At 58.8% G+C, this 16,134-nt stretch carries 12 protein-coding genes and 1 tRNA gene; 10 read left to right on the top strand and 3 right to left on the bottom strand.

Annotated features, from left to right (window positions below; translation table 11 throughout):
- Window positions 1-154: 154 nt before the first annotated feature.
- Together OA90_RS12660 and OA90_RS12655 are read left to right on the top strand one after the other, a co-directional pair.
- On the top strand, window positions 155-646 hold the full coding sequence (locus tag OA90_RS12660; RefSeq protein WP_156510477.1) for a phage holin family protein: 492 nt from the start codon (window positions 155-157) through the stop codon (window positions 644-646).
- Window positions 647-803: 157 nt separating this feature from the next.
- Window positions 804-1,625 carry a hypothetical protein gene (locus tag OA90_RS12655; RefSeq protein WP_068411796.1) on the top strand — a complete coding sequence of 274 codons (822 nt, stop codon included), beginning with the start codon at window positions 804-806 and terminating at the stop codon, window positions 1,623-1,625.
- Window positions 1,626-1,713: 88 nt separating this feature from the next.
- Here OA90_RS12655 and OA90_RS12650 read toward each other — a convergent pair whose 3' ends face one another.
- Window positions 1,714-2,364: a pyridoxamine 5'-phosphate oxidase family protein gene (locus tag OA90_RS12650; protein WP_068412324.1), complete on the bottom strand. Its 651-nt coding sequence runs from the start codon at window positions 2,362-2,364 to the stop codon at window positions 1,714-1,716.
- A gap of 367 nt (window positions 2,365-2,731) precedes the next feature.
- Window positions 2,732-2,805 (bottom strand) — tRNA-Gln (locus tag OA90_RS12645).
- 289 nt (window positions 2,806-3,094) lie between these two features.
- Between OA90_RS12645 and OA90_RS29275 the strand changes: the two genes are divergently transcribed.
- The 4 genes from OA90_RS29275 to OA90_RS12625 all read left to right on the top strand — a co-directional run bounded on the left by OA90_RS29275 (window position 3,095) and on the right by OA90_RS12625 (window position 8,684).
- A complete protein-coding gene (locus OA90_RS29275; protein ID WP_244274609.1) occupies window positions 3,095-4,816 on the top strand; it encodes a Ppx/GppA phosphatase family protein in 1,722 nt (573 codons plus the stop codon).
- Complete coding sequence (locus tag OA90_RS12635) at window positions 4,813-5,517, top strand: RlmE family RNA methyltransferase (protein ID WP_068411794.1); 705 nt, start codon at window positions 4,813-4,815, stop codon at window positions 5,515-5,517. The genes OA90_RS29275 and OA90_RS12635 overlap by 4 nt, the downstream gene beginning before the upstream one ends.
- 320 nt (window positions 5,518-5,837) lie before the next feature.
- Complete coding sequence (gene guaB / locus OA90_RS12630) at window positions 5,838-7,340, top strand: IMP dehydrogenase (RefSeq protein WP_068411791.1); 1,503 nt, start codon at window positions 5,838-5,840, stop codon at window positions 7,338-7,340.
- 51 nt (window positions 7,341-7,391) lie between these two features.
- Window positions 7,392-8,684 carry an RsmB/NOP family class I SAM-dependent RNA methyltransferase gene (locus tag OA90_RS12625; protein WP_068411788.1) on the top strand — a complete coding sequence of 431 codons (1,293 nt, stop codon included), beginning with the start codon at window positions 7,392-7,394 and terminating at the stop codon, window positions 8,682-8,684.
- A gap of 23 nt (window positions 8,685-8,707) precedes the next feature.
- Here OA90_RS12625 and OA90_RS12620 read toward each other — a convergent pair whose 3' ends face one another.
- Entirely contained in the window at window positions 8,708-9,937 is a 1,230-nt protein-coding gene (locus OA90_RS12620; protein ID WP_068411785.1) for a tetratricopeptide repeat protein, read from the bottom strand.
- 262 nt (window positions 9,938-10,199) lie between these two features.
- Here OA90_RS12620 and guaA point away from each other — a divergent pair, with 262 nt between their 5' ends.
- From guaA to OA90_RS12600, 4 genes are all read left to right on the top strand, one after another.
- Window positions 10,200-11,771, top strand: a complete 1,572-nt coding sequence (gene guaA / locus OA90_RS12615; protein ID WP_068411782.1) for a glutamine-hydrolyzing GMP synthase — start codon at window positions 10,200-10,202, stop codon at window positions 11,769-11,771.
- An 813-nt stretch (window positions 11,772-12,584) separates the two neighbouring features.
- Window positions 12,585-13,526, top strand: coding sequence for a sugar ABC transporter permease (locus OA90_RS12610; RefSeq protein ID WP_068411779.1), 942 nt, complete (start codon window positions 12,585-12,587; stop codon window positions 13,524-13,526).
- Window positions 13,523-14,416, top strand: a complete 894-nt coding sequence (locus OA90_RS12605) for a carbohydrate ABC transporter permease (RefSeq protein WP_082837013.1) — start codon at window positions 13,523-13,525, stop codon at window positions 14,414-14,416. The genes OA90_RS12610 and OA90_RS12605 overlap by 4 nt, the downstream gene beginning before the upstream one ends.
- 205 nt (window positions 14,417-14,621) lie before the next feature.
- A complete protein-coding gene (locus OA90_RS12600) occupies window positions 14,622-15,953 on the top strand; it encodes a sugar ABC transporter substrate-binding protein (protein WP_068411775.1) in 1,332 nt (443 codons plus the stop codon).
- Window positions 15,954-16,134 lie beyond the last annotated feature (181 nt).

Genomic DNA, 16,134 nt, shown 5'->3' with positions numbered 1-16,134 from the left:
CCGGGAAGGACGAACTCGGGGACCTCACACACAAACTTTCGGAACTTATGGAAAACGCGGGAGAGGAAATCAGGGAACGCCCGGTCACCGCGGTTCTGGGAGCGCTCGCACTTGGCGTCGTGATCGGCGCCCTGCTTCGGCGATAGGGGGTATTATGGACAGTTTCGTTCGTACAATGCGGATCATCTGGCGCGCGGAGCTTCTGATTATCGAAGCGAAGATCAGCGTCGCCACCAAACGGATTGGAGCCACGGCATTCGCCGGCCTGATCTGCATCTTCGGTCTCGGAATGCTCAATGTCGCCGGTTTTTTCGCTCTGGAAGAAAACTGGGGCCCGGTCTATGCCGCGCTCGGTGTCGCGGCTGCTGATTTCCTGATTGCGGCCCTTCTTGTTCTGTGGGCTTCGCGCTTGACGACCGGACCCGAACTTGATCTGGCCCGGGAAGTCCGGGACGGCGGTTTGCAGGACCTCGAGGCCAGGGCAGGGGACATCCAGGACGAGGTTGAAGCCGTCCGGGATGAATTGCTGGCGGTGAAGAACAGTCTGGTGAATTTTTCCCGCAATCCGTTGGATGGAACAATTCAAGCTCTGCTTACCCCGATCCTGACGCTGTTGATCAAGTCGCTAACCAAGGGAAAAGACTGAGTCCTAAAAGCTCCTGCTGTAAAAAATCCGAATATTCCCCGGCGTTCCGGACGCATACAGTCGCCCTGTAAGGTTTTACGCGAGTCGGGGCGATAAGGACGAAGGCCAAGGTGCTCTGAAAAGGACAGGCCAGGACAAACCGGAAAAAGGGGCGCGCATGTTGAATCCGCGACGCAAGAAGTGGTCACTGCCGATCATCGCGATGGCGGCTGCCGTTGCCTGGCCTGCCGGTACCGCAATGGCCGCGGATGTTTCCGGAGCAGGCGATGAGGTCAATGTCCGGGTCGACCGTGCCTGGCAGTTCATCGTCGCCCCTTATTTTGTCGGTGCGAACATTACCGGCACCAGTCAGGTTGGGCGTCTGCCGAACACGGACATCGATATCGGCACGGGTGACATCCTCGAAAACCTTCATTTCGGCGGAATGATCTACGCGGAAGCCCTCTACAGGGAGCGCTTCGGTGCCTTTATCGACGTTGCTTACATGAAGCTCGGAAGTGCCCGGGATATTCTGGCGACCGGTGGGCGCGCACGCGTCGGCGTCGGCCAGTTGATCGCCGAGACCATGCTGACCTACCGGCTATTCAAATCCGCGAACAGCCACGTCGATGTCTATGCCGGCGGCCGGTATTGGGACATTTCACTGGATCTCAACGTCACAGGATCTATCGCCGGGTCTTTCACCACCACCCGTGGAGACGATTGGTGGGACCCGGTGATCGGTGTGCGCGGGTCACACGATCTGACCGACAAGTGGTCGCTGAACGCCCGCGCCGATATCGGAGGCTTTGGTATTGCTTCCGATTTCACCTGGAACCTCCAGGGCGGGGCAGGCTATCGTTTCAACGATATCTGGTCGGCCCACCTCCAATACAAGGTGCTGAGCGTCGATTACGACAACGGCCGGACCGGCCCCTCAAGCTTCGCATATGACACCATCACCCATGGTCCCGTCATCGGCATCGCCGCCACTTTTTGAGCATCCGGGGCTCGGCTCTGTCGCATTCCGCGAAAACCGAGCACCCGCCGGTCCCCGAGCTTCGGCACACCGTGCCCCTCTAAAAACATCAGTAAAGCGTTCGCTTGTATTGAGCTTCCAGATCGTCATCTATCCTGCGCATCTCCTCGTCATCGTCGGGAGCACCTGTCGTCTGGTCCAGAATGATCTTTGCGATCGAGGGCATTTCGCTTCGGTTCTGAAACCTAGCCGGATCCCACAAGTGAGAGCGCCGGAATGCCTTGGCGCAATGCAGGAAGACCTCCTTTACATCGACCACGATCGCTAGTTTGGGAACGCGGTCCTGAACGCTCATGCTCTTGAGCAACTCGGGATCATTCACCAGACTGGCGTCACCATTGACGCGCAGGGTGTCGTCAAATCCCGGAACGATGAACAACAGTCCGACGCTTGGGTGGGCGACAATATTGACCAGACTGTCGAGGCGGTTGTTGCCGGGACGGTCCGGTATCGCCAGCGTGTTCCGGTCGAGAATACGAACAAAGCCGACAGGGTCGCCGCGCGGACTGACATCGGCTCTCCCGTCCGCATTCTGGGTGCCGAGGCATATGAACGGCGACCGCCTGATGAAGGCTTGCGCATGGTCGTCGAGTGAGGTCTGGCACTTCTTCACGGCGAGGGGAGACATCGCCGGAAACAGGCTTCGGAGCGATTGCTCATCCGAAATGACAGTTGCCGGATCAACCTTGTATTTCTTCACGATGCTGCCTTTCGAAACCTTGGCCCGGGACGAGATAACCTCATCAACATAGCCCAACCTTACCTCGGATACGCGGCGGGTCGCCGGAACATTTTTCATGCGGTACGTCCGTCAGGACTGAGGAACGTACCTCACGACTGTATGATACCGGCAGAATTTAGGAGCAATCAAGTCGCCGGGTGACGAACACGATGGGAAGCGGATAGTTTGAGGCAGCCGATCACACATCAACCAGGAAAACAGCAGTCAAATGCCATGAGCGGTCCAGGGACCGGTTTTGATTGAAAAGGTGTTGGAATCGATTGAGACAACAGATCGGAAAATCTTGCGCTTATCGTTGATATATCAGTGTCTTTAGGAAATGAGTTGGCTGGGGAACCTGGATTCGAACCAGGACTAACGGAGTCAGAGTCCGTGGGTCTACCGTTAACCTATTCCCCAACGCGGCCCGGTAACCGGGCACCTTGTTCCGGCAGTTGTCTGGCTTGGAAGCCTCTGCAGCAACGAGTGTGCCGCATATACATCCATCATATTCACGATTGCAAGGGTCGCTTTCGACTTTTTTGTGAAATAGCTGCGCTCAGACCAGTTTCGCAAAAGTCAGGATCTTTCGTCGGCTGTTATGTGCTTTTCCATCGGCGGCCAACCTGTTACAGTTTTGTCAACGAAAGACATGGTCCCCGGCAGCGCCCCGTTTATGGCCGGCACGCCGGGACCTGAAAGGCACAAAGTGACTCAGTCAGGTCAGGAACCGCCCGAGAACGGGCGTCGTACCGCTGACGTGTCCGGCAACAGCGGAACTCCGCAGGAGTTCAAGGGACCTGGCAGACGGCGCCGCAAGCGTCGCTCAGGCCAGGGTTCCAAAGCCAAGGCGGCAGCGCAGGAAAATGCCGCCGCAACGGGTTCGCCCCAGAGGGCAGGACCTGTTCAGGCCAAAGCTGTATCCGGAACCGTCGAAACCAGTTCCCAACCGCCGGCGCAGCCTGCAGCGGAGGGCGCAACCGCGTCCAATCCCGGAAAACGGCGCAAGAAACGCCGCCGGGGACGCAGTCCGGGGCAGGGTGGACACGACGGCGCGGCCAACCGGAATCCGCTCTCCGGCGCTGAGGATCGGGACACGACACCTTGCAACGATGCTGCGACCAGCCTGAAAGGAAAAAAAGCGGCGTGGCGGCGTGGACGGCGCAGACGGCAATCCGTGGACGGTGCAGCGGGGGGCGCGTCCTCTGAGACCCGCGCCACTCCGGACAGCGGATCTTCGCGTGCAAAACCTGCCCATGCCGGTGATCCGGCACATACAGTGCGTGAGCCGTCCGCAAGGGACGCTGATCTTCGGCTGGCGAAAACGCAGGAAAAACAGCCCCGCACAAACTGGAGCAGTGGTACCAGGGAACGGGCCAGAAACGGGCATCATCGCGGCTCTCTATATGCCGCCCTCGATCTTGGAACCAACAACTGCAGGCTGCTGATCGCACGGCCGGAGGAGCGCGGATTTCGGGTCGTGGACGCCTATTCCCGCATTGTCCGGCTGGGCGAGGGGGTCGGGTCCAACAAACGGCTCGGCGATGCCGCAATGGACAGGGCAATCGATGCGCTGGCGAATTGTCATCGAAAGCTGGCGGACAGGGGCGTTTCCCGCTCACGCCTGATTGCGACGGAAGCTTGCCGTGCGGCGGAAAACGGGACCGAATTCATCGAGCGCGTCCAATCCGAAACAGGGCTCGCACTGGAGGTCGTCAATCGGGAAACGGAGGCCCGGCTGGCGGTTGCCGGCTGTGCGTCGCTTGTCGATCACGATGCGGACGGTGTCATCCTTTTCGATATCGGTGGCGGATCTTCGGAAATCGTCTGGCTGGACCTGCGCAATCGCTGCGGTGCGCGCGGCTACGCCCTGACGCGCTTTATCCGCTCCTGGATTTCACTGCCGGTCGGCGTGGTCAATCTTGCCGAGCGTCACGGGGGAGTGCATGTCACGCCGGATGTCTTCGAAGCGATGGTCGAGGATGCCGCCGAACACCTGGCTTCCTTCAGCCTCGCCAGCAGCCTGACGGAGGCCATTTCCTCCGGGAAGGTGCATATGCTCGGCACGTCCGGAACAGTCACGACCCTTGCCGGCGTGCATCTCGGACTGAAGCGCTATGACCGGCGCCGGGTGGACGGAACCTGGCTCGAGGACGGCGATGTCGGCAGAATGATTGATCAGCTTCGCGATATGCCCTATGAGGCGCGCGTCGAGAACCCGTGCATCGGCGCGGATCGTGCCGATCTGGTCTTGGCCGGCTGCGCCATCCTGGAAGCCATACGCCGCCGTTGGAGCTGCTCGCGGCTGCGCGTTGCTGACAGGGGATTGCGCGAGGGAATTTTAACGGAATTGATGTCGGCCGACGGCGTCTGGACCCACAGGAGGTCCGGCAACCGTCAGGATCGCGGCCGTCAAAGGAACAGAGCATGAGCGGGTCTAAAAAAGGCACCGGTGACCGGGGGCTGCACGTTAAGGTGAAGACATCGGCCGGCCGTCGCGAATCGTCCACCCGCTGGCTGTCGCGCCAGTTGAACGATCCCTATGTACGGCGGGCAAAAATTGACGGCTACAGGTCGAGGGCAGCTTACAAGCTCATCGAAATCGATGACCGCCACAAGCTGCTGAAACCTGGATACAGGGTTGTCGATCTCGGCTGTGCGCCAGGCGGCTGGTGTCAGGTGGCAGCTCATCGCGTCCAATCGAGCATCGATGCGCCCAAGGTTGTCGGTATTGATTATCTCGACATGGATCACGTACGCGGTGTCACCTTTCTGAAAAAGGACTTTCTCGACGACGACGCACCGGCGGCACTGATGGAAGCCCTGGGCGGCAAACCGGATGTGGTCCTCTCGGACATGGCCGCACCCACGACCGGGCACAAGCAGACGGATCATCTGCGCACGACTCATCTGTTTGAAATCGCCATCGATTTTGCCCGCCGCAATCTTGTGCCAGGAGGATCCTTTCTGGCGAAGGTTTTCCGTGGTGGCACCGAAAATTCGCTGCTTTTGGATCTCAAACGGGAATTCAAGACCGTCTCGCACCTCAAGCCACCGGCCAGCCGCAAGGAAAGCCCGGAGCTTTACGTGATTGCCAAGGGGTTCCGCGGCAGTGATCTGGAACAGGATTGAGCTGCGGAACTTTGGAGCATATCGCGTTAAATTGAGTTCAGGAAATCGTCCCAACGCAGTTGCAATGCAAAGGCTGTCTCGAGCGTCTTCCTGAAGCCATCAATCCGCTCAAAGGTGAAGCGCTCTAGCGGACGGAAGCGAACTGAATTCCGTCCAAGGAAGACAAACCGCATGGAAAGCAGACCCAAGGCTCTTTTCATTCTGTCACCTGCGTGTTATTGACCCGCGCCAACTTCTCCGGCACAGCCGAAGCGACTCGAAAGATGCAGGCTTTATAGACAGGCCTGCGTCGCGTTTATTTTTTTAAAGGGGAATTGGCAATGGCATCCTTCTTTGTCCCACCGACCGGACAGCAAGCCCTGACCTTCGACGATGTCCTGCTTATCCCCGGTCATTCGGAAGTCCTTCCGGGCCAGGTGGATCTGCGCACCAGGGTCACGAGGGAACTGGAACTCAATATTCCGATCCTTTCCTCCGCCATGGATACGGTCACCGAAGGCCGCCTCGCCATTGCGATGGCCCAGGCCGGTGGCATCGGCGTCATTCACCGCAATCTTTCTCTCGACCAGCAGGCCGAGGAAGTCCGCATGGTCAAGAAATTCGAATCCGGCATGGTCGTCAACCCGGTGGTGATCGGACCGGACGCGACCCTGCAGGACGCCCTTAACCTGATGAAACATTTCGGTATCTCAGGCGTGCCTGTCGTCGAGAACGGCGGCTCAGGCGGGCAGGCGATTGGCAAGCTCGTCGGCATTCTGACCAACCGCGACGTGCGCTTTGCGTCCAACCCGGATCAGAAGATACATGAGTTGATGACCTGTGAAAATCTGATCACGGTCAACGACAATGTCAGTCAGGAAGACGCCAAGCGGCTTCTGCACCACAACCGCATCGAAAAGCTTGTGGTGGTCGACGAGAGCCGGAACTGCATCGGCCTCATCACCGTGAAAGACATGGAAAAGGCGCAGCTCAACCCCAATGCTTCCAAGGACGCGCAGGGCCGTCTGAGGGTCGCAGCGGCGACGAGCGTCGGCGAGGAAGGGTTCGCGCGTGCGGAACGCCTGGTCGATGCTGGTGTCGACATGGTTGTCGTCGATACCGCCCACGGTCATTCCCAGAAGGTTCTGGACATGGTCGAACGGGTGAAGAAGCTTTCCAATTCGGTTCAGGTCCTGGCGGGTAACGTCGCTACGTCCGAAGGCACAAAGGCGTTGATCGATGCAGGCGCCGATGCTGTCAAGGTGGGCATCGGCCCGGGATCCATCTGTACCACCCGGATCGTAGCCGGTGTCGGCATGCCGCAGCTCACGGCCATCATGGAAGCGGTCAATGAGGCCGACAGGCACGGCGTTCCCGTGGTTGCCGACGGCGGGATCAAGTTTTCCGGCGATCTGGCCAAGGCGATTGCAGCCGGCGCCGCTTCGGTCATGGTCGGCTCGCTGCTCGCCGGTACGGAGGAAAGCCCCGGCGAGGTCTATCTGCATCAGGGCCGGTCCTACAAATCCTATCGCGGCATGGGCTCGGTCGGCGCCATGGCACGAGGATCGGCGGACAGGTATTTCCAGGCGGAAGTGCGTGACAGCCTGAAACTCGTTCCCGAAGGTATCGAGGGCCAGGTTCCCTACAAGGGAGCGCTCAGCAGCGTACTGCATCAACTGGCCGGCGGTCTTCGCGCCGCCATGGGCTACGTCGGCGGCAAGGACATTGCAGATTTTCAGGAAAAGGCACGGTTCGTGCAGATTTCCGGCGCGGGCCTTCGCGAAAGCCATGCTCATGACGTGACAATCACGCGGGAAAGCCCGAACTATCCTTCCAACGTTTGATAGCATTATATTCGGTGCGGACCGATTGGGGTCCAACCCCAGGGATTCGATATGAAAGATGGCGGACGCCTCGCGGCGGCAATTGAAGTCTTAACCGAGGTTGAAACCCGCCACAGGCCGGTTCAGATTGCCCTGCGTGACTGGGGAGCGGCACACCGCTTTGCCGGTTCCGGCGACAGAACCGCCATCGGCAATCTCGTCTTCGACGCCTTGCGCAACAAGGCGTCTCTGGCGGAAGCCGTCCAGGAGGGCTCGCCGCGCGCACTCATCCTGGCGACTTACGCCCTCACATGGGAAAAAGGCGTTCCGGTTCTCACCGAAGTGTTGGCACAGGACCAGCACGCGCCGGAAGCCCTCACGGATGAAGAACAAGGCAGACTGTCGGCTCCCGGAAACGGCGACCCGGCGGCGCATGCGCAAGCTGACGTCCCCGAATGGCTCTGGCCTGGCTTTCAGTCGGTCTTCGGCGAAAAGGCTGTCGAGGAGGGCAGGGCGCTTGCACAGCGCGCGCCGGTCGATCTCAGGACCAACACCCTGAAATCCGATCGCGACAAGCTTCTCAAGCGCCTCGCGCACACGGGCGCCCTGCCGGCGTCCCTGTCACCTGTCGGCATGCGCATTGAAGCCAAGCCCGGATCCGGCCGCGTGCCGCATGTTCAGGCCGAGGAAGGATATCGCAAGGGCTGGTTCGAACTTCAGGACGAAGCCAGCCAGATCGCCGCCATCCTTGCTCAGGCCAAACCGGGCGAACAGGTTCTGGATTACTGCGCCGGCGGCGGTGGCAAGACCCTCGCGCTTGCGGCCACCATGCAGAACAAGGGTCAGCTCTACGCCTATGACGCCGACAGGCTGCGCCTTGCCCCGATCCATGAACGCCTGCAACGGGCCGGCGTCCGCAATATTCAGGTACGCGATCCGGCCAGTTCCAATCTGGAGGACCTTACGGGCCAGATGGATCTCGTCTTCATGGATGCCCCCTGCACAGGCACCGGCGTATGGCGCCGCAGGCCGGATTCGAAATGGCGTCTGACCGAAAAGGCTCTGGCCGACCGCATCGAGGATCAGCGTCACGTTCTTGAAAATGCCAGCCGTTATGTAAAACCGGGCGGTCGCCTCGTTTACGTAACCTGTTCCGTTTTGCCGGCAGAGAACGAGGATCAGGCTGAATGGTTCCTGAAAAACACGCCCGACTTCAAAACGGTGTCGGCTCTGGACGCCTGGAAAGCCGCCCTGCCAAAGACACCGGAGCCGCGTTATGTCACCGAACGCGGAGACCTCTTGATGACTCCGGCGTCCACGGGAACGGATGGTTTCTTCGTGGCGATTTTTGAACGCAGCCTCTGACCGAAGCCGCGATACGGCAGGGCCTAAGACCGGTCCTGACGTTGAAGCCCGAGCACATTCGGCACCTGATCATCCGCGCCGACCGGCGCCTCGGCAACCGGTTCCACAATTCTGGTCGACCGGGTCATGGTTCCGGGATCATGAGAGGGCAGACCATGAGCAGCGGGGGTTTTGCTCCCGGTCTTTGACGAGGCAGCTGTCGGCTTGGCCATCTCTGGCTCTGCGTCGGGTGCCGCAGGTGTTGCCGTCCGCTGCGCGGCCTCATCGGCCAGCCGGGCTGTCTCATTTTCGATCAGGCTCTCGACAACAAGCCTGATGTCAGGCTCAAGCCCTTTACCCGCAGAAAGCGCCGTCAGGACGGATCGCGCCTGATTGGAATATTTGAGGGCAGCAAGCGCCGCGCCCAGTGCGTTAAGCGGTCCATGGGCCGACTTGTCCAGGTCATGTGCGGTGAGAGCGTGTTTCAGCGCTGTGACAGGGTGTCCGATTTTGCGCGACAGGACACTAAGCCGGACCAGAACCGCCACGGAGCGAGGACTGAGCCTGAGCGCTTCTTCCGCTGCCTCGCGGGCATCCTCAAGGTCGCCTTTTCCCGAAAGCGCATCCGACAGCATTTCCATGGGGAGCGGATCGGCCGGTATCTGCCTGTTTGCCCGGATGGACAACTCAACGACCTCATCGAACCGCTTGCGGCGCAGCAGGGTGTCAGACAGGCCCAGCAGAGCCGGTACATGATCGGGTGCGGATTTGAGCGCCTTGCGGTAGGCGGCGATCGCCGCCGAGGCCTGTCCCGACTTGTCCTGCGTTTCCGCAAACAGCGTCAAAACAGGTGCCGAGTCCGGGAGCAGGTTCAACAGATGTCTCGCGTGACCTTCGGCTTCGGCGGGTTTGTTGTCCTTGAGCAGAACACTGGCCAGCCCGAAAAGCGCATTGCGGTTATCGGGTGCCAGCTCAAGAACTTCCGTGAAGTTCTGTCTGGCATTGGGGATATCGCCGAGAAGAAGGTGGCAATTGCCGAGGCTCGCGCGGGCGCCGAGGTGTTCGGGTTCCGCGAAGACGATCCGGCGCAATTGCGATTGGGCTTCTTCCAGATAGCCTGCCTGCAGAAGCGCGCTTGCGGTCCGGTAGGCAATTTCCGTGTCCTGGGGCGAAAGTTCCTGAGCCTTGAGGTAGGAAACCAGGGCTTTGTCGAGGTCGCCGGCATTTTCCAGCGCCTGGGCTTCTTCAAACGCGTGTCGGGCAGCTGCTGTCATTCGATAATCAGTTCCTCGAGCACCTGCTCCCGTCTCGTCCCAAGGTATGAGACGCAGGGCAAAGCTCAGCCTAGGGAGCGTGGCCGCACGGGTCAAAAGCGAAATTCGATCTTGCACAGCTTGTCCGCCGATTTATTTGCCGGACAGGCAATTCGACGGCAAACCACGCACTGGCCCGCAGTGCTCAAAAAATGCTGTGAGAGACATGCAGCAGCGTGAATTTGAGGTTCAATTTGACGGAAAGACCGGTTAGAAGCTGGCCATGACCCAGCATGAACGTCTTCTCATCATCGATTTCGGTTCTCAGGTGACCCAACTGATCGCGCGTCGCCTGCGCGAGCTGAATGTCTATTGCGAGATACATCCTTATCAGAAGGTCACCGACGCGTTTTTGACCGAATTCGCGCCCAGGGCCGTGATTTTCTCTGGTGGACCCGACACAGTCACCCGAAATGATGCGCCGCGGCCGCCTGCTTCCGTCTATGATCTTGGCGTTCCCATTCTGGGAATCTGCTACGGCCAGCAGGTCATGATGCAGCAGCTCGGCGGTCAGGTCGAAGGTGGAAAGATATCCGGCGGCGGCGGCACGGCAGAATTCGGCCGCGCCTTTGTGACCCCGGCCGGTCAGCCGCTTGATATTCTCAAGGGGTGGTTCTCCGACGGCCGGGAGCAGGTCTGGATGAGCCACGGCGACCATGTGAGCCGGATTGCTCCGGGTTTTGAGGTTTTCGGCACGTCGCCGAACGCCCCTTTCGCCATAACCGCCGACACCAGCCGTCATTTCTACGCGGTTCAGTTCCATCCGGAAGTGCATCACACGCCCAACGGCAAGACAATTTACGAGAACTTCGTCAAACTGGCCGGTTTCACCGGCGACTGGACCATGGGCGCCTACCGGGAAGACGCCATCGCTAAAATCCGCGAACAGGTCGGCGACAAGAAGGTCATCTGCGGGCTTTCAGGCGGTGTCGACAGTTCGGTGGCAGCCGTTCTGATACACGAGGCGATCGGCGATCAGCTCACCTGCGTTTTCGTCGACCACGGTATGCTGCGTATGAACGAGGCGGATGAAGTCGTCTCCATGTTCCGGGACCACTACAACATTCCGCTGATCCATGCGGATGAAAAGGACCTGTTCCTTGGGGAGCTGGATGGAGAATCCGACCCGGAAACCAAACGCAAGATCATCGGACGGCTGTTCATCGATGTTTTTCAGAAACACGCCAATGCTATCGAGGGCGCCGAATTTCTCGCCCAGGGAACGCTTTATCCGGATGTGATCGAAAGCGTCAGCTTCTCCGGCGGACCGTCCGTGACCATCAAGTCGCACCACAATGTTGGCGGCCTGCCGGAAAAAATGGGCCTCAAGCTGGTCGAGCCGCTGCGTGAACTTTTCAAGGACGAGGTGAGGGCGCTTGGCCGGGAACTTGGCCTGCCGGATCATTTCATCGGACGCCATCCTTTCCCCGGACCGGGCCTTGCCATCCGCTGTCCGGGTGAAATCACCCGCGAGAAGCTGGAGATCCTGCGCAAGGCGGATGCGGTCTATATCGATCAGATCCGCAAGCATGATCTGTACGACGACATCTGGCAGGCCTTCGTCGCAATTCTGCCGGTGCGCACCGTTGGCGTGATGGGCGACGGCCGTACCTACGACTACGCCTGCGCTCTGCGGGCAGTGACGTCAGTGGATGGCATGACTGCGGATTATTATCCCTTCAGTCACGAGTTTCTCGGCGAAACCGCGACCCGCATCATCAACGAGGTGCAGGGGATCAACCGGGTGACCTATGACATAACCTCCAAACCCCCGGGCACCATCGAGTGGGAATAAACAACCGGCGAATTTGACAGGCACAGACGCATCTGTGCCTGTCTGTTTTGATTGCAGGCCGATCTCTTCAGCCAGCGCACAGTCCGGTGCAGCCACCCAGGCGCTGTGCCCATTTTCCAGAAACGCGAGCCTTGGCTCCGAAGGGGGGCTCTCCGGCAGGCGCCGTTTCGCTGAGAATTCTGCTCATCTGACTTACGATGACAGCAAACCGGTCGGCCCGCCCCCGGAACCTCCCTACCGATTGATCACCATCGCACCGACGACTTGCAGCACTCTGTGATCGCGCAAGGCTTTTCCGGCTGCCTTATATTCTATTCTTATAGTTTTTTGATTATTGCGACGGATTCCAACAATTTTTCCTGATTTATACGGGGCTCGGGATAATTCTCCTGAAGGGTCGCTGATGATCATAAATATTCGCTAAGTACATGTAATAGGGAAAGAAATTACTACGTAAAAATATGACCATTCAGCCAAAAAGATTTTTGCAATAGGTAAAAAATCAAAGAACAGCAGAATTTTTCATTGAAATTCCATTTGACACTCGTCGCTAACAGCAATTACTCTAAACTGGTATGATGAGTACACAATATTTGGTATAAATCTAAGTGATCTATATCGCAGTTTCGGGGGTAGGTCTCAGGTGACGGGCTATTCGGGTGGCGTCATTGTCAAATTCGAGCCGCGGAAATTTTGCAGTTTTGCAAAACTCCACGCCTCTTCGTTGTGACCGGCCGAATTGAAATCGGGCCGCATGATGACGGTCCCCTGGCGGGCGTATTGAGGGCCGGGCGTTTGGGAGAGGCGTTGTAAATGGGTTTATCGATTGCCGAGGCCAAACGCCGCGCGGTGCCGCCGCCGTTCAACCGCAGAAAAACCATGACAACCGATCGAAAGATCGGCTTGTTGCTGCTTCTGCCTCTTGTCGTTCTGGTATTGGGGCTGACCGTTTACCCGATCGTTCAGGTGATATCGCTCGCCTTTCAGCAGCAAAGTCTCTACAGCCCGGAATCGACCTTTGTCGGTTTGGCGAATTTCAACGCTGTAGTAAGCCATGAAGGCTTCACCCGTTCGGTTTCGAACACTTTTGTGTTCACCTTCGGATCGCTGGCGCTGCAAATGGCCATGGGCCTGCCCATCGCACTTCTGCTCAACAAGGAATTTCCGCTGCGTTCGCCGATACGCGGCGTCATGCTGTTTTCCTATCTCGTCCCCTATGTCGTTGCCGCAATGACCTGGAAGTTCATGTTCTCGGATGCGACCGGCATTCTGAACTACTGGGTGCGCGCCCTCAGCCTTCCAATGCCGGCGTCTCCCTTCGGGTCGCTCGATTGGGCGATGGCCGGGGTGATTTTCGTGAATTCCTGGAAGAATTTTCCGTTCATGGTGATCGTCTTCCTTGCCCAACTGCAAACCATCGACAGGCAGCTTTATGAGGCCGCTTCAGTGGACGGGGCGACGGCATGGCAGCAATTCTACAAGATAACCCTGCCGTCCCTTCTGCCCATCATGCTGGTGGTGGGGATGCTGCGAACCATCTGGAATTTCAATAATTTCGAGGTTGTTTTCCTTCTGACCCAGGGTGGACCGATCGGGAGAACGGAAACCCTGCCGCTCTACATCTACCGGTTCGTTTTCGGGGAATTCAGCCTCGGCCGCGGCGCGGCGCTGGCGGTGATCGTCTTCTTTGTTCTCCTGATCATGTCGGCAATTTACTGGCGCCTTTATGAGCGCACGCAGGAACGGTTCAAATGACAGCCATGACAAGAGAAATGCCGGTTCTTGTAGTGAGCGCGCGCGCGCGCCGGGCGGCAATGAAGAAGCGCTTCGAAAAACTGCTGTTCCTGCTGGCAGCCCTGACGGTTCTGATGATCGTGCTCCTTCCACTGCTCTGGATGGTGGCTTCAAGCTTCAAGCCCAACGTTGAACTGTTCCAGCGCCCGCCGAAGATCTTCGCGCAAGCGCCGACACTCGAGCATTACGTCGAGCTTTGGGAATTCACGAGTTTCCCGCTTTATTTCTTGAACACCTTCCTTGTGGCCGGAATATCGTGCCTTGCAGGTGTCGTGATCAGCCTGTTCACGGTTTACGCGATCACGCGGTTTGAATTCATCGCGGCGCGGGCCTTCGCTTTCGGCGTCCTGTTCATTTACATGCTGCCACCAATTTTGCTGGCGCTGCCGTTTTTTCGCATCTGGTACAATCTGAACATGCTGAACAGTCTCTGGGCGCTCGGCATCACCTATCTGACGATAACACTGCCGTTCTCGCTCTGGATTCTGCGGCCCTACATCGAAGCCATCCCGCGTGCCCTGGAAGAAGCGGCGATGATCGACGGGTGCACGCGCTTCCAGGCATTCAGAAAAGTCATCGTACCGCAGGCATGGCCAGGAATCGTTGCTTCGTTCGTCTTCACATTCGTCGTTGTGTGGAACGAGTTGCTGTACTCGCTGGTGCTGATCAGCGATGAGACGAAGCGCACGGTGTCACTCGGTATCGCTTCGCTGATCCTGGAGACCTCGGTCTACTCTTGGGGGCTCGTCAATGCCGCCGGCGTCGTCGCGACCGTTCCCGTACTTTTCCTGTTTGCCTTCGCGGCCCGCCAGATGGCGTCAGGCATCGGAGCCGGGGCGGTCAAGGGATGAGGTGCACCACCATTTGAGGCCAAAAAAACCAATAATCCGGGAGCTGCTTCGGGAGGGGGTATCTCCGGAGCCATCGGGCAAGGAACAAAACAGAAAACGAACGCCGTGCGCGCAATCCGGTCATCACGCACACACACAAGAGCGGAAAACGATGACTTTTTGGGGTGAGGGGTATGTCGACCCACCATCTGAGGGAGGAACAGCTATGAAATTCGGATCAAAGATCTGCGCGACCGCGCTTATCGGCCTGGGGCTGACAGCCGGCGGAGCAAGCGCGCAAGGAATCGAAGTCGTACGATATCTCAGCCAGGAAACGGATCCGGCTGTTGTGCGTATCCAGCGTGAATGGGTGAAGGGTTTCATAGAAGCAAATCCCGGCACCGATATCGTCCTTGAAAGTGCGCCCGCCGGCGTCATCAACCAGCGTATCGCAACCTATGTTCAGGCAGGCGCGCCGCTCGATGTGGTGCATTCTGACCCTGGGACAGCCGCCCGTCTTGCGGTTGAAGGTCTTCTGGCCCCGCTGGACGACGTTGTGGAGGCACTGGGTGGACGGGACTCTTTCCTCACCAACCGCCTGCTGATCGTCAACGACCATGTCTACGCGATCAATCAGGCGGCAACTTCTCCGCAACTGTTCTATCGCAAGGACCTGTTCGAGGCAGCCGGCATCGCGCCGCCATCGACCTGGGCTGAAGTGCGTGCGGCGGCCGAGGCTCTGCATTCGGACGACGTGATCGGAATCGCACTGGCCGGCGGTGAAAACCGTATGACGACCATCATGGCCGGAACAATGCTTTGGCAGAACTGCCATGATTTCTTCGACGGCGAGCTGAATGTGATCCTGGATAATCCGAAAGCCGTTGAAGCTGCCGCGCATTATGCCGACCTGCTGAAGTTTTCGGCTCCCGATGCCGCAGCCTGGGCATTCAACGAGCCGCCGGAGTCCTTCTGGTCCGGCCGTGCTGCCATGGTTATTCACTGGCATGCGTTGGATCTGATGATGCGCCAGAACCCGGACATGGTGAAGAACATCGGCATCGCTCCGGTCACGGCCAACAAGATGCGCGCCACCCAGACCGGCGGCCGCTATGTCGCGTTGTTCGCGAATTCCCCGACGCTCGACACGGGCAAGGACTGGATCGAGTACATATTCACACCGAAAAATGCCGCCGATCTGACAGGGATGAGCCCGCTTCTCTATCCGCCTGCGACGTCCGCGGCGATGGAAGCATTGCGCAGTTCGGATGCCCCAACCGTGGCCTCCTATGGCGACCTTCTGTTCAACACGGTCTATCCGGCCGCCGTCGACGGCTACAGCGAAATCCTGCATGCCGGAGGTCTCGACACCGAAACATGCGAATTGCGCTCTACCGGTGTGGTGAACCCCTTCACCAGCGTTGTGTGGAACTCGAACCTCTACGCGCGCGCGGTTCAGAAGATCGCCTATGAGGGCGAGGATCCGGCCAAGGCTGTCGCCGAAGCAGCCCGCTTGCTGACCGACCAGGTCGAACAGGCCCGCGCCGAAATGAAATAGACCGCGACAACGATCATGCGGGCCGGACCCTGTCCGGCCCGCTGTTTCGGCTTGCAGATGCGCACACGCGGCACCGTGGCACCGGAACAAACAGGTATGGAATTCGCTCATACGGCGATCGCAAAGCCGTCATGCGAACACTTTTTCTTTGCGCCGGACCAAATCCCGACAAGCGATCTGG

Source organism: Labrenzia sp. OB1, from assembly GCF_001624695.1.
Classification (GTDB): Bacteria; Pseudomonadota; Alphaproteobacteria; order Rhizobiales; family Stappiaceae; genus Roseibium.
This window is presented reverse-complemented; position numbering and strand designations above follow the sequence as displayed.